Source organism: Pseudarthrobacter oxydans (assembly GCF_034258515.1).
Taxonomy (GTDB): Bacteria; Actinomycetota; Actinomycetes; order Actinomycetales; family Micrococcaceae; genus Arthrobacter.
Window position 1 is genome coordinate 3099126 of sequence record NZ_CP139438.1, and the last position, 19337, is coordinate 3118462.

At 68.1% G+C, this 19337-nt stretch carries 19 protein-coding genes; 5 read left to right on the forward strand and 14 right to left on the reverse strand.

What is annotated here, in order from left to right:
- Positions 1 to 21: 21 nt before the first annotated feature.
- Positions 22 to 990 (forward strand): DUF389 domain-containing protein, encoded by a 969-nt coding sequence (locus tag SMD14_RS14040; RefSeq protein ID WP_321214028.1) that lies wholly within the window; start codon positions 22 to 24, stop codon positions 988 to 990.
- Here the strand turns inward: SMD14_RS14040 and SMD14_RS14045 are convergent.
- The 4 genes from SMD14_RS14045 to SMD14_RS14060 all read right to left on the reverse strand — a co-directional run bounded on the left by SMD14_RS14045 (position 959) and on the right by SMD14_RS14060 (position 5798).
- Positions 959 to 2065, reverse strand: coding sequence for an NAD(P)-binding domain-containing protein (locus tag SMD14_RS14045; protein WP_321214029.1), 1107 nt, complete (start codon positions 2063 to 2065; stop codon positions 959 to 961). The genes SMD14_RS14040 and SMD14_RS14045 overlap by 32 nt on opposite strands.
- Positions 2062 to 2406, reverse strand: coding sequence for a hypothetical protein (locus SMD14_RS14050; protein ID WP_157241652.1), 345 nt, complete (start codon positions 2404 to 2406; stop codon positions 2062 to 2064). Before SMD14_RS14050 ends, SMD14_RS14045 begins: the two co-directional genes overlap by 4 nt.
- A 90-nt stretch (positions 2407 to 2496) precedes the next feature.
- Entirely contained in the window at positions 2497 to 4140 is a 1644-nt protein-coding gene (locus SMD14_RS14055; protein WP_321214030.1) for a response regulator transcription factor, read from the reverse strand.
- 134 nt (positions 4141 to 4274) lie between these two features.
- Positions 4275 to 5798, reverse strand: a complete 1524-nt coding sequence (locus tag SMD14_RS14060; RefSeq protein WP_321214031.1) for an ATP-dependent DNA ligase — start codon at positions 5796 to 5798, stop codon at positions 4275 to 4277.
- A gap of 78 nt (positions 5799 to 5876) precedes the next feature.
- On the opposite strand from SMD14_RS14060, the gene SMD14_RS14065 reads away from it, so the two are divergent.
- Positions 5877 to 6479, forward strand: a complete 603-nt coding sequence (locus SMD14_RS14065) for a dihydrofolate reductase family protein (RefSeq protein WP_321214032.1) — start codon at positions 5877 to 5879, stop codon at positions 6477 to 6479.
- 102 nt (positions 6480 to 6581) lie between these two features.
- Here the strand turns inward: SMD14_RS14065 and groL are convergent, their stop codons facing one another.
- Both groL and groES read right to left on the reverse strand, forming a co-directional pair.
- Positions 6582 to 8192, reverse strand: coding sequence for a chaperonin GroEL (groL, locus tag SMD14_RS14070; protein ID WP_157241649.1), 1611 nt, complete (start codon positions 8190 to 8192; stop codon positions 6582 to 6584).
- A gap of 77 nt (positions 8193 to 8269) precedes the next feature.
- Complete coding sequence (gene groES, locus SMD14_RS14075; protein ID WP_003805290.1) at positions 8270 to 8563, reverse strand: co-chaperone GroES; 294 nt, start codon at positions 8561 to 8563, stop codon at positions 8270 to 8272.
- Positions 8564 to 8789: 226 nt separating this feature from the next.
- Here groES and SMD14_RS14080 point away from each other — a divergent pair, with 226 nt between their 5' ends.
- Entirely contained in the window at positions 8790 to 9722 is a 933-nt protein-coding gene (locus SMD14_RS14080; protein ID WP_321214033.1) for a DMT family transporter, read from the forward strand.
- Here SMD14_RS14080 and SMD14_RS14085 read toward each other — a convergent pair.
- Entirely contained in the window at positions 9650 to 10027 is a 378-nt protein-coding gene (locus tag SMD14_RS14085; protein ID WP_157241648.1) for a hypothetical protein, read from the reverse strand. The genes SMD14_RS14080 and SMD14_RS14085 overlap by 73 nt on opposite strands.
- A 54-nt stretch (positions 10028 to 10081) precedes the next feature.
- Here SMD14_RS14085 and SMD14_RS14090 point away from each other — a divergent pair, with 54 nt between their 5' ends.
- The gene (locus SMD14_RS14090; protein ID WP_321214034.1) at positions 10082 to 11365 is read left to right on the forward strand and encodes a class I SAM-dependent methyltransferase; all 1284 of its coding nucleotides are present in this window, start codon (positions 10082 to 10084) and stop codon (positions 11363 to 11365) included.
- Here SMD14_RS14090 and SMD14_RS14095 read toward each other — a convergent pair.
- Entirely contained in the window at positions 11349 to 12146 is a 798-nt protein-coding gene (locus tag SMD14_RS14095; protein WP_157243042.1) for a shikimate 5-dehydrogenase, read from the reverse strand. The two genes, SMD14_RS14090 and SMD14_RS14095, sit on opposite strands and share 17 nt — an antisense overlap.
- Positions 12147 to 12255: 109 nt before the next feature.
- Entirely contained in the window at positions 12256 to 13689 is a 1434-nt protein-coding gene (locus SMD14_RS14100; protein ID WP_321216277.1) for a glycoside hydrolase family 3 N-terminal domain-containing protein, read from the reverse strand.
- A gap of 377 nt (positions 13690 to 14066) precedes the next feature.
- Between SMD14_RS14100 and SMD14_RS14105 the strand changes: the two genes are divergently transcribed.
- The gene (locus SMD14_RS14105; RefSeq protein WP_321214035.1) at positions 14067 to 15218 is read left to right on the forward strand and encodes a glutamate--cysteine ligase; all 1152 of its coding nucleotides are present in this window, start codon (positions 14067 to 14069) and stop codon (positions 15216 to 15218) included.
- A 15-nt stretch (positions 15219 to 15233) separates the two neighbouring features.
- Here SMD14_RS14105 and tsaD read toward each other — a convergent pair whose 3' ends face one another.
- The 5 genes from tsaD to alr are packed head-to-tail and all read right to left on the reverse strand — an operon-like array spanning position 15234 to position 19327.
- Positions 15234 to 16337 (reverse strand): tRNA (adenosine(37)-N6)-threonylcarbamoyltransferase complex transferase subunit TsaD, encoded by a 1104-nt coding sequence (gene tsaD / locus SMD14_RS14110; protein ID WP_321214036.1) that lies wholly within the window; start codon positions 16335 to 16337, stop codon positions 15234 to 15236.
- Positions 16334 to 16813, reverse strand: coding sequence for a ribosomal protein S18-alanine N-acetyltransferase (gene rimI / locus SMD14_RS14115; RefSeq protein ID WP_321216278.1), 480 nt, complete (start codon positions 16811 to 16813; stop codon positions 16334 to 16336). The genes tsaD and rimI overlap by 4 nt, the downstream gene beginning before the upstream one ends.
- A 44-nt stretch (positions 16814 to 16857) precedes the next feature.
- The gene (gene tsaB / locus SMD14_RS14120; RefSeq protein WP_157241645.1) at positions 16858 to 17529 is read right to left on the reverse strand and encodes a tRNA (adenosine(37)-N6)-threonylcarbamoyltransferase complex dimerization subunit type 1 TsaB; all 672 of its coding nucleotides are present in this window, start codon (positions 17527 to 17529) and stop codon (positions 16858 to 16860) included.
- Positions 17529 to 18110, reverse strand: a complete 582-nt coding sequence (gene tsaE, locus SMD14_RS14125; protein ID WP_321214037.1) for a tRNA (adenosine(37)-N6)-threonylcarbamoyltransferase complex ATPase subunit type 1 TsaE — start codon at positions 18108 to 18110, stop codon at positions 17529 to 17531. The genes tsaB and tsaE overlap by 1 nt, the downstream gene beginning before the upstream one ends.
- Positions 18107 to 19327, reverse strand: coding sequence for an alanine racemase (alr, locus tag SMD14_RS14130; protein ID WP_321214038.1), 1221 nt, complete (start codon positions 19325 to 19327; stop codon positions 18107 to 18109). Before alr ends, tsaE begins: the two co-directional genes overlap by 4 nt.
- Positions 19328 to 19337: the final 10 nt, after the last annotated feature.

Consider the following 19337-nt stretch of genomic DNA (forward strand, 5'->3'; position numbering starts at 1 on the left):
CAACCAGGGAGGGGAGCCGACGTGATTGTCCAGCTGCGGGTCTGTGTGCCGGAAGAGTTGTCGGCAGTGACGCTGAATACTTGTCAGGACCATCCCGGAACGGCCGAGGCAGCCTTTTTTCCAGGCGCATCCGTGGCGCCCCCGGGCGATGTCATCGAACTCCAGGTTGCCCGGGAATCGGTCGAGGGGCTGCTTGAGAAACTTGATGTCCTCAAGGCGCAAGAGATGGGATCGATCGTCATTTCGATGCCGGAGCTCGTACTCTCGCGGCGCGCAGACAGTGCCGAGTCAGCTGCCCCTGGATTCGGCGCGGATGCGGTGATTTGGGACGAGGTCTCGCACCAGACCGGCGAGGACTCAAAATTATCGTGGAGCTATCTGGCCTTCCTGGTCCTGGCCACCCAGCTTGCTGCGATCGGCATCGTGACCAATTCCACAATCGCCATCGTGGGGGCGATGGCCGTAGGGCCGGAGTTCGGTCCCCTGGCTGCGCTGGCCGTGGCACTGGCGCGGGGCCAGTGGGGGCTCGGGCGGAAGGCCGCCGTCGCGCTTGGCGTCGGTTTTCCGGTGGCGATGCTGCTGGCGGCGCTGACCGCCTGGCTATCCATCCCGCTCGGGCTCTTCCCCGCCGATGCCCTGGACACCGGATCCGCCGTCGAATTCATCTACCATCCAGGACCCTATTCACTGATCGTCGCCATCCTGGCCGGCGCCGCCGGAATGCTGTCCGTCATCAGTCGCCGGTCAGCGGCGCTCATCGGCGTCTTTATCTCGGTCACCACCGTCCCGGCGGCGGGATACGTTGCCGTGGCGCTGGTGTTGGGCGAGTTCCAGAAGGCGGCCGGATCCGCCTTCCAGCTGTTGCTGAACCTCGTCGGCATAGTTGTAGCCGCTGTGGCGATCCTCCTCATCTACCGTGTTGTCTCCAAACGGCTGCCTGAGGCCACAACGCGGCGGCTCAAGTGGGAGCTACGGCGGACTCGCGGTTGAGCGGAGCAGGAATTCTGGCCGCAAGGTACCGCGCGTCGCGGCCGACTCCGGGAAGGGTTGCGGAGGCCGCCGCGTACAGGAATTCCTGCCCCAGGAAGAACAGCCCGGGGGTGTCCAGGGCGATACCGCGGTGCTGGCGCGGCAGCGCGCCGCCGTCGAGCAGGTCCGGGTCGATCCAGCTGAAATCGTCCCGGAACCCCGTGCACCAGATCACGTTTGCGGCATCCTGCCGGGTGCCGTCCGCCAGGACCGGCTTCCCGTCCTCCACGCCGGCCACCCGCGGTGCGAGCCGCACGCCGGCCGCCGCCAGGTCCTTGGTCTTGGTCCTGATCAGGGGCGTGGCGTGCGCTTTGAAGACCGGCGCCGCTTTGCGCCCGATGGGCGTGCCAAGCGTGAGAACATGCAGCCCAAGGAAGCGGACAAGGGGCAGAGCGTAGCGGGCGGCGGCCCGGCCGTGTTTCACCGGAAGCTCGCCGCCGGGCTTGCCCGCCACGGTAGTGGGGTGGGTCCGGCATACTTCGAGGGCTATCTCCGCCCCCGAGTTGCCCAGCCCCACCACCAGGACCGGCCCGTCCTGCAGCTGGCCCGGATTCCGGTAGCCGCTGGAGTGGAGTTGGAGTATGGAGGGGGCAAGCTCCGCCGCAAAAGCAGGCACTTTGGGTGCCTGGCTGACCCCGGTAGCCACGACGGCGTTGCGCGCCTCCCAGCGGCGGCCGTTGGACGCTGCGACGAAGTGGTCCGCTTCCCGCCACAGGCGTTCCACCCGGGTGCCGTGGACTATGGGCAGCCCCTTCCCCGCGGCATAGCTTTCCAGATATCCGGCCACCTCGTCCTTCGTGGGGAAGGACAGCGGATCGGCCGGGAACGGTTCTCCGGGAAGTCCGTCGAACTTCGCGGGCGTGAACAGCCGGAGCGAATCCCACCGCTGGCGCCAGGCGTCGCCGGTGCGCGGATTTGCATCCAGGATGAGGAAGTTCCGGTGCTGCTCCTTGAGGTGGTGGCCCAGGGCGAGTCCCGCCTGGCCGCCGCCGATGATCATTGTGTCCAGCATGCCGGTCACGTTGCTGCTGTTCATGGCTGTGCTCCTGTTGTGCTGATGGGAATGCCTGATTCTGAGCCTTCCTGTCCTGACGCGTGGGCGCCTCCCTCAGTGCGGCCTGCGCCGCCGTAGCGCAGCCACCACACCAGCATCAGGCCGGAAGCCGCGACGTAGGCGAGATGGAGGGCCCAGATGGGCCCGGCCGGGAGGTTGAACACGTACACGGAATGGACCGCATTGGCCACATTTGTCAGCAGCAGGTTTCCCAGGCTGTAGGAGGACAGGTTCTTGGTCCGTGCCGCCTTGACCAGCATCGGCAGCATACCGAGGGCGAAGAGCACCGTGGAAAGGGTGCCGGCAAGGACTGAAAGGTTCATGCTTGAAGGCTATGGGCCGCGAACGGGCGGGCGCGTCGGGCAAAACATGCAACTGGGCCGCAGGACCTGCTGGGTAATTTTGTGTACCCCCTAGCCGGTGAGCCCGTGCTCGAAGGCGTACCTGGTGGCCGCTGCCCGCGAAGACAGTCCGAGCTTCAGGAAGATGTTGCTGATGTGCCGGGCCACGGTTTTCTCGCTGAGGAACAGGTGCGCCGCGATGGCGCGGTTACCCTCCCCGGACGCCACGAGCCGCAGCACCTCGACCTCCCGCTCGGTCAAGGGGCCTTGGTGCCGGCCGGCGTCGTCCGTGCCTGCCTGCATGAGGGAGGCCGCCCACGCGGCGGCCGGAGCGGCGCCAAGTTCGAGGAATTCAGCATGGGCGGACTCAAAATCCATCAGCGCAGAGGCTTCATCGCCCAACGCCCGGCAGGCAATTCCGATCAGCACACGGCACTGGGCAGCCTCGTACGGCACGCCAAGTCCAGCCCACAGGTGCCAGGCCTGCCTCAAAGACACGCACGCCGCGGCAGGATTACCTTCCGCCAGCCGGACCGCCCCATCAGCCTGGCTGGCTGCCGCCCGGACCATTGGTTTGGGGTACTCCCGGGCGAAGAACTCCAGCTCTGCGGCAGCCCGGGCCGCTGCTTCCACATCGGCTGCTGCCAACTCGATCTCCACCAGTGCCGGCAGCAGGTGCCGGCGGGTGGCCTCATCAGCTTCGCCGGCGGTCCGGCGGATCATCGTCTGCGCCTGCCGAGGGTCACCCCGTGCCAGCCAAAGGAGGGCAAGGCCAGGTTGGGGCTCGTAGCCGCTCCTGGCCGCCTGGCGGTACGAAGCGTCCGCTGCGTCAAGGTCGCCGGCGAGGCGCTGCACCTCGCCCTGCTGGTAGTAGCCGCCGAACAGCGCCTGGGGATCGCCTTGGACGGCCCGTTGCTGTGCGACCGCCGCTGCCTCCAGTGCTTCATGCCAGGCGCCGTGGAGCCGGAAGAGTTCGGCCCGGTGGGACTGGCACTGGCCGCTGAACGGCACCATATCCGGGCGGGCAGCGCACCAGCGGTCGAGGGCCGCTGTCCACTCCAGCGCCCTCTTCAGGTCGAAGGCCAGATGGCAATTGCCGATGACCGCGCAGTAGATGATGCCGGAAGGGATCGGGGACAGCTCACCTGTTGTCACAGCGACCATGGCCTCATCGAACAAGGTCATCGCCTCGTCCGCCCGGCCCAGCATAAGGGTGGCCTGGCCGGTGCCAAGGAGGCCCAGCGCGGACAGGTCCTTATCCTGGAACCTCCGGCCGACCTCGGCAGCCTGGGAGAAGAGCTGGAGTGCGGCTGCGGGCTCCCCGCCATAAAGTTTGCCCAGGGCTGCGGGGACCAGCAGGAAGCCCTCCACGACGTTGGGCTCGGTCAGCTCATCGAGGAGCCGCTGGCCGCGGGCGAACCATCCCCCGGCCTGCGCCGCCTCGCCGAGGTTCATGAACTGGATCCCGAGCCAGCCGGCGCACCGGGCGGCCCCTGCCACATCGCCGATTTCCAGGTACTCTTCGTGGGCCCGGGTGAGTGTGTCCAGGCCCGTTGTTGTGTTTCCGGTCAGGATCTCGGCGGTGGCCAGCCGTTCAAGGTCGGCGGCGGGAAGCCCGCCACGCTGGTTCGCGTCCGTGAAGCTCCTGAGGGAATCGGTCCAGCGATTCTCCCGGAAGGCTGACCTGCCCTCGTCAATGGCCGTTTCAGTTGACACTCGGACCTCCTTGGGCACCTGCCCGCCCCGCCGGCCTCGCCGCCCCGGACGCCGGACGCCGGACGCCCGGGACCTAAGCGTCACGCTACGCCCGGTACACACCGGGCACAAGCGGCTGGAAGAGGCGGGTCCGGCTACGGCCGCAGCAGCCCCCGCAGGGTCTGGATGGTGTCCGCTTCCGCGGCCGGCTTGTCGTCCCGGTAGCGTTTTACGCGCGCGAACCTCAGCGCGATACCGCCTGGATAGCGGGACGACTGCTGTACACCGTCGATGGCAATCTCGACCACCGTGACCGGCTCTACCCAGACGGTGCCCGCCGTGCGCCGCACCTCGAGTTCCTGGAACCGCCCGGTCTGCCAGCGCAGCCGCTCATCAGTGAGGCCTTTGAAGGTCTTGCCCACCATGACGAAGCCGCCGGGATCACCAAACTCACCCGTGGGGTCCAAGGCGCCAAGGTGCAGGTTGGACAGCAGCCCGGTGCGCCGGCCCGAGCCCCATTCGCAGGCGAGCACCACCAGGTCGTAAGTGAGCACCGGCTTCACCTTGATCCAGTTGGAGCCCCGGCGGCCGGCCGCGTAAGGGGACCCCACGGCCTTCACCACCACGCCCTCATGGCCGGCGGCGAGTGCATCGCGCGACACCCTTTCGGCAACAGCCGCGTCCGCCGTGATCTCCCCGGGGATCCTGTGCCCGGGCACGATGCTTTCAAGCACGCCGATGCGGGTGGACAAGGGTTCATCCAGCAGGTCCCGCCCGTCAAGGTGCAGCACGTCGAAGAACCACGGATGCAGCAGGGTCTCGCGTGCAGCGTCCGCCCCGAACCGGGACATGGTTTCCTGGAACGGCCGGGGGCCGCCGTCCTCGTCCAGGGCGAGGGTCTCGCCGTCGAGGATCACGTCCCGCACCCCAAGTCCTCGCACCACCTCCACCACCTCAGGCAGCCTGTGGGTCACTTCCGCCAAGGTGCGTGTGTAGATGCGCACGTCGTCGCCGGTGCGGTGCACCTGGATGCGTGCGCCGTCGAGCTTGTATTCCACGGACGCCTCCCCGGTGACCTCCAGCGCCGCGCCGACGCTGGCCGCGGTTGAGGCGAGCATGGGCTGAACGGGGCGTCCCACGACGAGTCCGACGTCGTCAAGCTCGGCAGGCGTTCCCGTGAGCGCCAGGACGGCGGTGTCGCCCAGGTCGCCGGAGAGCATGGCCGCCCGGCGCACGGCCTCGACCGGCCGGCCGGAGGCACGGGCAACCGCATCCGCCAGGACGCCTTCGAGCGCACCGGTCCGCAGTTCTCCCAGCAGCACGCCGGCGATGAATGCCTGCTCGCGTTCAGTAGCTGCCGCTGTGAGCGTCCTGAGGGTCGCAGCACGTTCTGCTGCCGATCCCGCGCCTGCTGTTGCGAGCAGCCGGTCCAACGCCGCATCGAGGTCTGCGACAGTAAGCCTGGGCTCGGCGGCCGGCTCCCCCATGGCCGCTGACATGCCGCGCCAGCCAATCCCTACCCGGCCCTGGCGCGGCCTGGCAGCCAGCAGGCCCACCGCCGTCGCGATCTCCGCGGGCTCGAGGCGGCGCAGCAGGTGGGCCAGTGCGTCCACTTTCGCCAGCCGGGACCGGGTGGACGCGACGGCATCCGAAGTACTCACGAGCTCGTCGAGCAGCATTGCCCCAGTCTGCCACGGCTGTTGTGCCGCGGGCGGCGGATGCTGGACAGGGCCGGAACTCCGTCCCAAAATGGGCTGGTGGGGATCATTATCGCCAACCTGTTCATCACCCTCGACGGCGTCTACCAGGCGCCCGGCGGCCGCGAGGAGGACACTGCGGGCGGCTTCGCCTTCGGCGGCTGGCAGGCGCCCGTGTCCGACGACGAGGCTGAAGCGGCCATCGAGGCTGAGATCAGCCAGATCGACGCCCTGCTTCTCGGCCGGAAAACCTACGACATTTTCGCTTCGTACTGGCCCCGCCAGTCCGGTGATATCGGGGGCACGCTCAACCGGGTGCCGAAGTACGTTGTCTCCGGCACCCTCACCTCTCCGGGCTGGGCGGGCACAAAAGTCCTGCCGGATGCCACGGCCGCGGGCCGGCTGCGGGAGGAATACGACCAGGTGCACATGTTCGGCAGCGGCGTCCTCATCCGTTCGCTGCTCGCGGCAAACGTACTGGACCGCCTCCACCTCTGGCTCTATCCGATAACCCTCGGGCAGGGCAAGCGCCTGTTCGACGCCGGGACCATCCCTGCGTCCTTCCGCCTCGCGGAGCCGGCACGCAGTTTCCCGAAGGGGGCGGTGTCGCTGGCCTACGAGCGCACCGGCGACGTGGAAACGCAGGACATGCCGGGAGCGTAGAGCGGATGCCCTGAACGGACGGCCCCGGGGCAACAAAAAACCGGCCCAGCGGAGGCTGGACCGGTTTTTTGCGTTACACGGTTGCCCGTGCGCAGCTACTTGCTAGTGGCTGTGTCCCGCGTGCTCGTCTTCCTCGGCAGGCTTCTCGACAACCAGGGTCTCGGTGGTGAGAACCAGGGCAGCGATGGAAGCCGCGTTGCGGAGGGCCGCGCGGGTGACCTTGACGGGGTCGATGACACCGGCAGCGATCAGGTCCTCGTACTCGCCCGACTTGGCGTTGAAGCCGTTGTTGGTTTCGAGCTCGGCAACCTTGGCGGTGATGACGTAGCCGTCGAAACCGGCGTTCTGGGCAATCCAGCGCAGCGGCTGGACCAGCGCGCGGCGGACAATGCCCACGGCAGCGGCGGCGTCGCCTTCGAGTGCCTTGACGGCCGGGTCCTCATCCAGTGCCTTCAAGGCGTGGATCAGGGCCGAGCCACCGCCGGCCACGATGCCCTCTTCCAGGGCAGCTCGGGTGGAGGAAACAGCATCCTCGATGCGGTGCTTCTTCTCCTTGAGCTCAACCTCGGTGGCTGCGCCAACCTTGATGACACCGATGCCGCCGGCCAGCTTGGCCAGGCGTTCCTGGAGCTTTTCACGGTCCCAGTCGGAATCGGTGCGGGTCAGCTCGGCGCGGAGCTGGGCCACGCGCGCTGCCACGTCTTCGGCCGAGCCTGCGCCGTCAACGATGGTGGTGTTGTCCTTGGTGACGGTGATGCGGCGGGCGGTGCCCAGCACCTCAAGGCCGACGGTGTCCAGGCTGAGGCCCAGTTCCGGGGACACAACCTGCGCACCGGTGAGGGTGGCGATGTCCTGCAGCATGGCCTTGCGGCGGTCACCGAAGCCGGGAGCCTTGACGGCGACGACGTTCAGGGTGCCGCGGATGCGGTTGACGATCAGCGTGGACAGTGCCTCGCCCTCAACGTCTTCGGCAATGATGAACAGCGGCTTGGAAGCCTGCAGCGCCTTTTCCAGCAGCGGCAGGAATTCCTGGATGCTGGAGATCTTGCCCTGGTTGATCAGGATGAGGGCGTCCTCGAGGACTGCTTCCTGGCGTTCCGCGTCCGTGACGAAGTACGGGGACAGGTAGCCCTTGTCGAACTGCATGCCCTCGGTCAGGACCAGTTCGGTCTGCGTGGTGGAGGACTCCTCGATGGTGATCACACCATCCTTGCCCACCTTGCCGAATGCCTCGGCGAGGAGCTCGCCGATCTCGTCGCTCTGGGCGGAGATGGCTGCAACGTTGGCCACCTGGGTGCCTTCAACGGGGCGGGCGTTCTCCAGCAGGCGGGCGGCGACGGCCTCAACGGCAACCTCGATGCCCCGCTTGATCTGGCCGGGAGCTGCGCCTGCAGCCACGTTGCGCAGGCCTTCCTTGACCAGGGCCTGCGCCAGGACGGTTGCCGTGGTGGTGCCGTCACCGGCAACATCGTTGGTCTTGGTTGCGACTTCCTTGGCCAGCTGCGCGCCAAGGTTCTCGTAGGGGTCGTCCAGTTCCACTTCGCGGGCGATGGTGACGCCGTCGTTCGTGATGGTGGGAGCGCCCCACTTCTTGTCCAGGACGACGTTGCGGCCGCGGGGGCCGAGCGTCACCTTGACGGTGTTGGCGAGCTTATCGATGCCGGCTTCAAGAGACCGGCGGGCAGCGTCGTTAAACGCAAGCTGCTTTGCCATGGTTTTGTCCTTTCAAGACAGAACCCCGCGCAGCCGACCAGCAGAATGCATGACCAGCGGCACGGGGATCCGGAGAGTTACTTTACGACGATCGCCAGGACGTCGCGGGCGGACAGCACGAGGTACTCGGTGCCGCCGGTCTTGACTTCGGTTCCGCCGTACTTGGAGTAGATAACGACGTCGCCAACGGCTACGTCGACAGGAACGCGGTTGCCGTCCTCAAAGCGGCCGGGGCCTACTGCAACAACTTCGCCTTCCTGCGGCTTCTCCTGTGCGGAGTCCGGGATGACCAGGCCGGAAGCCGTGGTCTGCTCGGCTTCGAGCGGGCGGACAACAATACGATCCTCAAGAGGCTTAATAGAGACCGACACTCGGACCTCTCCTTCTTCGTCAGCAAATTCGTGGACTGGAAAGCTTTCCGCCCTGGCTGGCAAACCGTCGTCGCGGTGCCGGCAGCAGCCAGGCTGGCAGCTCTTCATGTGTTAGCACCCTCCTAGGGAGAGTGCTAATGATGACTCTATGTAAGGCTTAGCACTCGGTCAAGGCGAGTGCCAGCGTTTCGTCATGGGCGGACACCAATCCATGTACATTTGACCGGTGCGAGCAGCCCTGTACCTGACCCTTGCCACCCTCTTCTGGGCGGGTAACTTCGTTGTAGGCCAGGCCGCCATGGAAACCATGCAGCCGCTCCAGCTGACCTTCTGGCGCTGGGCCCTGGCTGCCGTGCCGCTGCTGGCCCTGGCACAGGCGGTGGACCGGCCGGACTGGCGCGCTGTCCTGCGCCGCTGGCCGATGCTCCTGCTCCTGAGCTGCCTTGGGATGAGCGCCTATACCCTGCTGCTCTACAGTGCGCTGGGGCACACCTCAGCCCTGAACGCCTCCCTGGTAACGGCTGCGAACCCGGCCCTGATCATGGTCCTGGCCGCCATCCTGCTTCGGGACAGGCCGGGTCCCCTGAGCTGGGTGGGCGTTGCCCTGGGCCTGGCAGGCGTCCTGCTGGTCCTCACCGGAGGCAACCTGCAGCGGCTGCTGACTTTCTCGATCGATGCCGGCGAATTGCTGATCGTGGCCGCCATCACCGTCTGGGGCTTCTATACGATCATCGCCCGCAGGCTCTCCGTCCCGGCGATTACGTCCACCGCGGTGCAGGTGGCCATGGCGGCGATTGTCCTGGTTCCCTTTGCGGTGGCCACCGGGGCAGGGCTGCCGGCCACCGCCTCGGAGGGCTGGTCGCTGGCCTACATTGCCCTGTTCCCCTCCTTGGGTTCCTACCTGCTCTGGAACCTTGCACTCAAGCGCACCACCGCTGCCAATGCGGGCAACTACCTGAACCTCATTGCCGTCTTCACCGCGATCATCACGGTGGCCCTGGGCCAGCCCATCACGGTCCCGCAGGTCCTGGGCGGCGTCCTGGTCATTTCCGGGGTCCTGCTCACCAGCGCGGGCGGCAGGCCACCTCAGCGGCCCAGGTCGTCGAAGTCGACGTCCTCTCCGCCGTCGGCCCCGCCTGCGGAGTTCCGCCCCCGGTAGAGGAGGAAGGCAGAGACCAGGGCGGTCAACAGCGACGCGGCAAGGAAGACGACGCTGCCGGCCCGGGCTCCGTCGTACAGCCCCCGGATGTCGCGGGCCTCCTGGGTGTCGTCCTTGATGTCGTTGCCGCCCACCGAATAGACGGTGGCGTTGAAGGTGTCCAGGAAGAAGATGATCACCAGGAGCGCCAGGCACACCACCGCCACCACGGAACCTGCGATCAGTGCCGGCCGGGCGAACCTCGCCGGGCCGCCGTCCCCGGGTTGGTGCTGACGGGGCTGCTGCGGACCTGCACTCTGGTTCATGGCTTCAACACTATCGGCATAGCGGCGGCCCGCTCCTCCACTAGGCTGGAACCCATGGCTCACGCTCCCCAGGACCAGATTGCACCGCTGCTCACCCCTGAAGGCTGGGAGCTCCTGGCGTCCCTGGGCCCCTACCAGGAAGAGAAGTCCTTCGAGCTGAACTCGGCCCTCCGCAAGGCCGGCCACTCCCCCGAACTGGTTTCCGCCGTCCTGACCCAGTCCCGGCTCCGCACCAAGGCCGCGGCGAAGTTCGGTGAGTTCGCCCGCAGCATGCTGTTCACCCAGGCAGGGCTGGAACAGGCAACCCGGCTGAACGTCGCCGCCCGCCATGCCCAGAGGTTCGCCGAGGCCGGAGTCCGCCACGTGGCGGACCTGGGCTGCGGCCTGGCCGCGGATTCGCTGGCGCTGGCTTCCATGGACATCAACGTCACCGCTGTGGAGATGGACGAGACGACGGCGGCCTGCGCCACGGTGAACCTCATTCCGTTCCCCAACGCCACCGTGGTCCACGCAGACGCCACGGCGGTGCCGCTGGACGGGGTCGACGGCGTCTGGCTGGATCCCGCGCGCCGGGTCACTTCGACGTCGGGCACCAAGCGGATCTGGGACCCTGAAGCCTTTTCGCCGCCCTTGTCCTTCGTTGAGGGCCTGGCCGCGTCCGGCCTGGCCGTCGGGGTCAAGATGGGCCCGGGCATGCCGCACGAGTCCGTTCCGGCCGGCTGTGAGGCACAGTGGGTTTCGGTGGCGGGCGACGTCACCGAGGTTGCGCTGTGGTTCAACGCAGTGCGCCGGCCCGGAGTCCGCCGGGCCGCTCTGGTGCTCGGCGCCCGGGGCGCGGCGGAGCTTACCAGCGGAGAAGACTTCGGCGCCGGTCCTGCCGCTCCGGTGGGGCCGGTGGAGGGCTACCTCTACGAACCGGACGGCGCGGTGATCCGGGCCGGCCTGGTGGCCGACGTCGCGCTGCAGCTTTGCGGACACCTGGTGGATGAGCACATCGCCTATGTGTGCGCACCGGAGCTGGTGGATACACCGTTCGCGCGCGCCTACAAGGTCCTGGACGTGATGCCCTACAACGTCAAGGCGCTCAAGGCCTGGGTGAAGGCAGAGGGCATCGGGGTGCTGGACATCAAAAAGCGCGGCACCGCCGTCACTCCCGAGGAGCTCCGCAGGCAGCTCCTGCCAGGGGGGAAGAGCGCAGCCGGAAAGAACTCCGGCAAGAAGGCCGGGACCAAAACAGCCACCCTGGTCCTGACCCGTATCGGGGAGGACCGGGTGGCCATCGTGGTGGAGCCGGTGCCGGGCACTGCCCGCGAAGAAACGGCTACTGCGCGCGCATGAACTCTTCCGCCGCGCGCACCTGCCCGGCAGTGGGCCGGATGCCGGTGTACAGCACGAACTGCTCCAGGGCCTGGATGGTTGCCACTTCCGCACCGGTAATCACGGGTTTCCCCGCCGCCCGCGCAGCCTTGACCAGCGGCGTCTCGGCGGGCAGCGCAACCACGTCGAACACCACTTTGGCGGCGTCGATGGCTTCCTGCGGGAAGGCCAGGGCACCTGCCTCGGATCCGCCCGCCATGCCAATCGGCGTCACGTTGATGATCAGGTCGGCGGTCCCGCCGTCGAGTTCGGCGCGCCACTGGAACCCGTACTGTTCTGCGAGCGCCCGGCCCGTGGTTTCGTTCCGTGCAATGACCGTGACGTCGGTAAAGCCGGCGTCCCGAAGCGCGGCGACAGTGGCCTTGGCCATCCCGCCCGCGCCCTGGACCAGGACGGAATAGCCCGTAGGCACCTTGTTGGCGGCCAGAAGCTGTTCGATTGCCGTGTAGTCGGTGTTGTAGGCCTTGAGGTGCCCGTCCGTGTTCACGATGGTGTTCACTGAATCAATGGCCTTGGCCGAGGGGTCCATCTCGTCGACGAGGGCGATGACGTCCTCCTTGTACGGCATGGAGATGGCGCAACCGCGGATGCCCAGCCCCCGGACCCCGGCGATGGCCTGTTCAAGGTTGGTGGGGGCGAAGGCCTTGTAGATCCAGTTGAGGTCCAGCTGCTCATACAGGTGGTTGTGGAACCGGGTCCCGTTGTTGCTGGGCCGGGCCGAGAGCGAGATGCAGAGGGTCATGTCTTTATTCAGAATGGGCACCCCACCATTTAACCCGCTCCCACCCAACTAGGTAGCGCTAAGTGTCGTTTTGAGCCCCCAAAACGACACTTAGCGCTACCTAGTTGGGTTAGGGGCAGCCGGTGCCGGCCGGGAAGCTTCCGACGGCGGCGGGCAGCTTCCCGGGGGCGGGCGCCTTCCCTGCCAGGACGGCGGCCAGGGCGTCGAAGGCACCGTCGGTGCGGCCATAGAGGGCTATCTTCACCGGAGCGGGCGAGTCCTGCAGCGGCCAGGGCGCATCGAGCGCGACGGCGATGTCCCCTTCCACCCCGCGCCCGCCGTAGCCGATGAGGCTCACCAGCGGCCCGGAGCCCACGGACAGTCCGGCCCGGGCGGCAGCGGCCTCAAACCGGGCCCTGTCCCCCGGCCCGCCGCCGGCCACCCGCACCGCTCCGGGCACCAGGGGTCCGCTGCACGGTCCGGAGAGCACGGTGACGGCGGAGGCGGAAACCCGGGCTGAGAGGGCTCCCCCGCTTCCCGCCGGCGCACCGTTCGCCGCAGCGGTCCTGCCGTGCCACGCCATCATCGTTGCCACCCGCCGGGCGGCCTCGTCCAGGCGCTCAGCCGGCAGGGCGCCGGAGGCGACGGCCTGGACGATGGCCGCATGCGCCTGCCCCACGTCGGCCGGCATCAGCAGGAGGTCAGCTCCGGCGGCAAGGGCCATCACGGCGGCGGTTCCGCCGGGGTACTGCTTGGCCACGGCGCCCATGTTCAGGGCGTCCGTCACCGCCACCCCGTTGAAGCCCAGGCCCCGCAGTGCGGCATACGTGGGTCCGGAGAGCGACGCCGGCACGCCGGGTTGCAGCGCCGGGACGGCGATGTGCCCTGTCATCACCATGGGCGAACCGGCGGCGATGGCGGCCCCGAACGGTTTCCAGTCGCGGCCGCCGAGGTCCGCAACGGCCGCGGGCTGCACGGGGAGGCTGACATGGGAATCAACGGCCACCGAACCGTGTCCCGGGAAGTGCTTGACCGCAGGCAGGACGCCCGCCGCGAGCATCCCCTGGGAGAATGCCACGCCGAGCGAAGCGGCAGCGCCCGGGTCCGAGGACATGGACCGGGCACCGATGGTGGGATCCTTCGGGCCGATGGTGACGTCCGTATCGGGAGCGAAGTCCACGTTGAACCCCAGCGGCACCAGCTCCGCAGCCAGACCTTGCCCGGCCTCCTTGGCCAGTGGCACGCTCCCGGCGGCCCCGTAGCTCATGGGCGTGGGCCATTCCGTCAGGGGTGGCCCCAGCCTGGCAACCTGGCCGCCTTCCTGGTCCACCGCGATGATCCCGGGCCAGGGCCGGCCGCCGGCGGCTGCAGCCTGGGCCAGCCGCTGGTTGACGGCGGCCATGCCGGACACGTCCAGCCTGCCCTGGGGGTCGAGCGGAACGTTGTCGCCCATGATGATGGACCCGGCAAGGTGCAGGCGCTCGATGGCGGCAGCGTGGGCCTCCACCTCCTTGCCCTTGAAGGACGGAAGGAGGACCTGCCCGGCTTTCTCCTCGGTGGTCATCGCCGCCACCGCCGCGGCGGCCTTGTCCTGGTCGCGCTGCCGGGGCCCCCAGCCCAGTGGCCGGGCACCCGGATCAGGTGGCGGGGAGGAGGTGGCGGGCGCCGTCGTCGTACTCGGCGATGCGGCGGGCGGGGCTGGCGCAGAAGGGGCCGACGACGGGACGGGGCCGGGTGCGGCCGTACAGGACGCCAGGGCTACTGCGGCGGAGGCTGCCGCCAGGAGGGGGAAGGTTTTGTTAGGACTCTCACGCAGGTGTTGGAACAAGGCCATCAATACGATGCTACCCCTGCACTAGACTTGAACCATCCGTTCGCCTGCCGGCAACAGCCTGTCAGTGACGGCGTGAGCCAGCGGCAAACAGGACAGTTAGGAAATGCGTGAAGATCGATTTCGCCCCCTCAAGGCAGTCAACGCTGGGAGTTGAGTGGGAACTCGCGCTGGTGGACGGCAGGACAGGCGAACTCGCGTCCGTAGCCAATGAGGTGCTTCGCGGCGTTTCTTCACGACACCCGGAACTCAATGATGACGACGAGCATCCCCACATCAAGCAGGAACTGCTCCTGAACACGGTTGAACTGGTGACCGGCATCTGCGAGACCGCCGCTGAAGCCAAGGAGGACCTCAGCCGTTCCCTGGCCGCCGTCCGCGAAATCACCGATCCCATGGGCGTGGAACTCTTTTGTGCCGGAAGCCACCCGTTCAGCCCGCCGCAGCTGCAGCCGGTGACGGACAAGGCCCGTTATGCCAAGCTGATCGACCGCACCCAGTGGTGGGGCCGGCAGATGGTCATCTACGGCGTGCACGTCCACGTCGGCCTGGACCGCCGCGACAAGGCGCTGCCCGTGCTGGACGGCCTGGTCAACTACTTCCCGCATTTCCAGGCGCTCTCCGCATCAAGCCCGTTCTGGGGCGGCGAGGACACCGGCTACGCTTCACAGCGGGCGCTGATGTTCCAGCAGCTCCCCACCGCCGGCCTGCCCTTCCAGTTCAAGTCCTGGGAGGAGTACGAGTCCTACGTGCAGGACATGTTCACCACCGGCGTGATCGACACCCTCTCGGAGATCCGCTGGGACATCCGGCCGGTGCCCAACCTGGGCACCATTGAGATGCGCATCTGCGACGGCCTGGCCACGCTGGAGGAAGTGGGCGCCATCGCGGCCCTCACCCAGTGCCTGGTGGACGAGTTCTCCACGATCCTGGACAACGGCGGCACCATCCCCACCATGCCGCCCTGGCACATCCAGGAAAACAAGTGGCGCGCAGCCCGCTACGGCATGGACGCCATTATCATCCTGGACGCCGCGGGCCACGAGCAGCTGGTCACCGAGCACCTGCTGGAGACCCTGAACCGGCTTGAGCCCGTGGCCGCCAAGCTGGGCTGCCCGGACGAGCTGGCCGACGTCGAAAAGATCATCCGCCGCGGTGCCGGCTACCAGCGCCAGCGCCGCGTGGCCGCCGAACACGGCGGAGACCTCCGGGCCGTGGTCCTGGACCTGGTCAACCAGATGCGCAACGGCCCCACCGCTTAGGCCCCTTCCCGCGGTTTACGCCGGGAGGGACACCGAGGTGACCGGCATGGACGAGTCCGGGGCGAAGCGGAGGCCGCTGGGTTCCACGCCCGCCATCACCAGCTGCGCGCCCAGTGCCGCCACCATGGCGCCGTTGTCCGTGCAGAGGTCCAGCGGCGGCACGTGCAGCCTGATCCCGGCGGAGGCGCAGCGCTGGCCCGTGAGCTCGCGCAGCCTTGAGTTGGCCGCTACGCCGCCGCCCACGAGCACGTCCTTGATGCCGTGTTCACGGCAGGCCAGGACGGCCTTGGAAGAGATGATGTCCACCACGGCCTCCTGGAAGGCGGCCGCAATGTCAGCCACCGGAATCTCCTCGCCGCGCGCCTCGAACTGCTCCACGCAGCGGGCCACCGCCGTCTTGAGGCCGCTGAAGGACCAGTCATAGCGGTGCGGGCCGGGCTCCTCGGCCGTGCCCATGTACTTGGGCTGGCTGAGGCCGCGGGGAAACCGGATGGACTTCGGGTTGCCGGTGCGGGCCACCTTGTCGATGGCCGGTCCGCCCGGATAGCCGAGGCCCAGGATGCGGGCCACCTTGTCGTAGGCTTCGCCGGCGGCATCGTCGATGGTGGAGCCGAGGAGCACCACGTCGTCGGTAATGCTGTTGATTTTCAGGATTTCAGTGTGGCCGCCGGAGACCAGCAGGGCGCCGAGGTTCTCGGGCAGCTGCGGGGTACCAGGGGCCGTTCCGGCCGGGGCGCCCCCGTCCAGCAGTCCCACACCCACGTGGGCCACCAGGTGGTTGATGGCGTACAGGGGCTTGCCGGTTGCCACCGACAGCGCCTTGGCCGCGCACACCCCCACCATGAGGGCTCCGGCCAGGCCAGGACCGGACGTGACGGCGATGGCGTCCACCTCGTCGAGGGTCACGCCGGCGTCGGAAAGCGCCTGTTCCAGGGTGGGAACGAAGGCATCCAGGTGGGCCCGGGAGGCGATCTCGGGAATGACACCGCCAAACCGGACGTGCTCGTCCATGGAGGAGGACACGGTGTTGGTGAGCAGCGTTGTGCCGCGGACCACGCCGACGCCGGTCTCGTCGCAGGACGATTCGATGCCCAGCACCAGTGGCTGCGAGCGGTTCATGGCCGGCGTCCTTCCGTGGGATTCGCGTCTTCAGTGCCTGTTCCCGGGGTTCCGGTGAGCTGGAGGCGCATGATGAGGGCGTCGGTGCCGTCGCGGTAATACCGGGGGCGGACGTGGATCTGTTCGAAGCCGAAGCGGACATACAGCTGCTGGGCCCGCGGGTTGTCCGCCCGGACCTCCAGCAGGACGTCCGCCGCCCGCCTGCGCCGGGCTTCGTCGATGAGGCTGGTGAGCAGCGCGGTGCCGATGCCCCGGCCCTCATACTCAGGGACGACGGCGATGGTCTGGACGTCCGCGATGGGCTCAATGCACATCAGGCCGGCGTAGCCCACGATGCCGTCGCTGCCTTGCGCCACCAGGTAGCGGCGGGTTTCCGGCTGGGACAGTTCGTCGAGGAACATCTGCAGGGGCCAGGCATCGACCGGGAAGAGCCGCTGTTCCAGGGCACTGACGGCGGGGATGTCGTCCAGGGTCATGTCGCGGACGGTGACGTCCTGGCTGCGGGAGCCGGGCGTGGCGTTCACAGGGCCCTCTTCCTTGGTCCGGGGACTTGGGCGTCGGATTCCCGAAGGTACAGCGGCGTGGAGTCGGGAAGTCCGTTGCCGGCCGCCAGCCTGGCCAGCGCGAACTGCCCCAGGTACAGGGCGTCCGGCTGTTCCTCCGCGAAGTCGGGGTGGACTTTCAGTACGTCCGCGTACAGGCCGGCTCCGGCACCGAAAGCGGGCAGGTCGGGCAGGTCGGCGGCGAAGCTGACATGCGGGCCGTCTTCCAGGACTGGAAGCTGGCCTTCCGTGAGGCTGTAGCGAGCCCAGTAGACCTCTTTGCGGCGCGCGTCGGTTGCCACGAGGAACTCGCTCACCGCCGCCGAGGATTCCGCCACTTCCAGGGCCACGGCATCCAGGCTCATCAGCCCGTGGAGGGGCTTGCCCCAGACAAAGGCCAGGGTCCTCGCGGTGGCGATTCCGGACCGCAGCCCGGTGAAAGGCCCGGGACCCACCCCCACAACCAGGGCGTCGATGTCGTTTCCGGTAACGCCGGCGTCGGCGAGCATCCCTGCGATCCCGGGGGCAAGGACCTCGGCGTGGCTGCGGGTGTCCTCTGTGGAGAAGCTGGCGAGCACTCCTTCCGGCACATGGTCTGAAACCAGGGCGGCGCTGGCTACGGCGGAGGTGTCAATGGCGAGGATCAGCATCAGCGGACGCCTTCCTTCGCGGCGCCGAGCGCCGGGGCTTCAGGCCAGCGGGGACCGTACCCGCGCATGACGATGGTGCGGGGCTCGTCCGCGTCTTCCGTGTCGAAGTCCAGGCCGGCCGAGGGCAGGCCAGTGCCGAGCCCGATGGCCCGGTGCAGGTCGATCTCCAGCCTGCTTTCGCTGAGGTGTTCCACCCGCTCCTTGCCCCACTCCACCACCGTGACGGAGGAGTCCATGGTGTTTTCAAGGTCGATGTCGTCAATCTCGGCTGCTGATCCCAGCCGGTAGGCATCCACATGGACCAGGTCCGGGCCGCCGGGCCGTGGTCCCGCCGGCAGGTTGGGGTGGATGCGGACCAGGACGAACGTTGGGGAAATGATGCCCTCGCGGACGCCCAGCCCCTCTCCCAGCCCCTGGGTGAAGGTGGTCTTCCCGGCACCCAGCTCGCCGCTCAGCACCAGCAGGTCCCCGGCCTCCAGGACCGCAGCAAGGCGGACGGCGAGCGCATGGGTCTGCTCCGCCGTCGTCGCGGTGAAAGTCTGTTCCCAGTTGGGCAGGGCAGCCTCGCCATTGGTGCTCACGGGAGCTTCTCCTGGCTGGACACGGAGCCCGGGTCCTCTTCGTTGACGAAGCAGCGCGGCACCCTGGGGCTGATCCTGGTGACGATCTCATAGTTGATGGTGCCGGCCGCCCGCGCCCAGTCATCGGCGGTGGGGCCGCCGTCCGCGCCGTCGCCGAACAGTTCCGCCTCCGCGCCCAGCAGGTCCGCGCTGGCGGGGCCGGCGTCGCCCATGTCAATGACCATCTGGTCCATCGCAATCCGGCCCACCACGGGATAGGTCGTGCCTGCCACCCGGACAGGGCCGCCGGTAGCGACGCGCGGGACGCCGTCGGCATAACCCATCGGGATCAGGCCCAGCGTGCTGGGGCCGCTGGTGTGGTAGCGGAGGCCGTAGGAGACGCCCTGCCCGTCCGGCACGTCCTTGCACTGTGACACCAGGGTCCGCAGGGTCATGGCCGGACGCAGCCCCAGCTCGGCTGAGCTCTGCCCGCTGAACGGCGAGAGGCCGTAGATGCCAAGGCCTACCCGGACCAGGTCAAAGTGGGTGTCGGGCCGGGAGAGCGTGGCAGGGGTATTGGCAAGGTGCCGGACCTCCGGGTCCACCCCGGCGTCCTCGGCAACGGCAAGGACCTCCCGGAATGTGGCCAGCTGCTGGTCTGTTTCGGGGCGCTCGGGCTCATCGGCAACCGCAAGGTGGGAGAAGATTCCCACTACGCGCAGCAGGCCCTGGTCCTGGTACTCCATGGCCTCGCCCACCAGCTGGTCCCAGGTGTCCAGGGCGGCTCCGTTCCGTCCCAGTCCGGTGTCCACTTTCAGGTGGATGCGGGCGGGGCGCTCCTGCTCCCGGGCCGCGGCCACGATGCTTTCCAGCTCCCAGCCCGAGCAGCCAATGTCGACGCCGGCCGCCACGGCAGCACCGAAGTTGCTTTCCGTGGTGTGCAGCCAGGCGAGCAGCGGCGCGTCGATACCGGCAGCGCGCAGCGCCAGGGCCTCGGAAATGTGGGCCACGCCCAACCAGGCGGCGCCTGCCTCCAGGGCTGCCCGCGCCACCGGGACCGCACCGTGCCCGTACGCATCAGCCTTGACCACGGCCATGACTTTCGCAGGGGAGGCGGCGGCGGCCAGGCGCCGGACGTTGTGCCGGATCGCGTCGAGGTCGATCACGGCCGACCGTTCATAGCGGGGGCCGGGCCCCGGGGCAGCGCTGAATTCTCCGGTTGTTGCGGGGTAAGTCACCCTAGTGATT

What these genes read in the sequence shown, in the direction of transcription:
- SMD14_RS14045 (WP_321214029.1), bottom strand. Translation starts at nt 2,065, where the DNA reads ATGAACAGCAGCAACGTGACCGGCATGCTGGACACAATGATCATCGGC.
- SMD14_RS14050 (WP_157241652.1), bottom strand. Translation starts at nt 2,406, where the DNA reads ATGAACCTTTCAGTCCTTGCCGGCACCCTTTCCACGGTGCTCTTCGCC.
- SMD14_RS14060 (WP_321214031.1), bottom strand. Translation starts at nt 5,798, where the DNA reads ATGCTGCTCGACGAGCTCGTGAGTACTTCGGATGCCGTCGCGTCCACC.
- groL (WP_157241649.1), bottom strand. Translation starts at nt 8,192, where the DNA reads ATGGCAAAGCAGCTTGCGTTTAACGACGCTGCCCGCCGGTCTCTTGAA.
- SMD14_RS14085 (WP_157241648.1), bottom strand. Translation starts at nt 10,027, where the DNA reads ATGAACCAGAGTGCAGGTCCGCAGCAGCCCCGTCAGCACCAACCCGGG.
- SMD14_RS14090 (WP_321214034.1), top strand. Translation starts at nt 10,082, where the DNA reads ATGGCTCACGCTCCCCAGGACCAGATTGCACCGCTGCTCACCCCTGAA.
- SMD14_RS14095 (WP_157243042.1), bottom strand. Translation starts at nt 12,146, where the DNA reads ATGACCCTCTGCATCTCGCTCTCGGCCCGGCCCAGCAACAACGGGACC.
- SMD14_RS14100 (WP_321216277.1), bottom strand. Translation starts at nt 13,689, where the DNA reads ATGACCACCGAGGAGAAAGCCGGGCAGGTCCTCCTTCCGTCCTTCAAG.
- tsaD (WP_321214036.1), bottom strand. Translation starts at nt 16,337, where the DNA reads ATGAACCGCTCGCAGCCACTGGTGCTGGGCATCGAATCGTCCTGCGAC.
- rimI (WP_321216278.1), bottom strand. Translation starts at nt 16,813, where the DNA reads ATGACCCTGGACGACATCCCCGCCGTCAGTGCCCTGGAACAGCGGCTC.
- tsaB (WP_157241645.1), bottom strand. Translation starts at nt 17,529, where the DNA reads ATGCTGATCCTCGCCATTGACACCTCCGCCGTAGCCAGCGCCGCCCTG.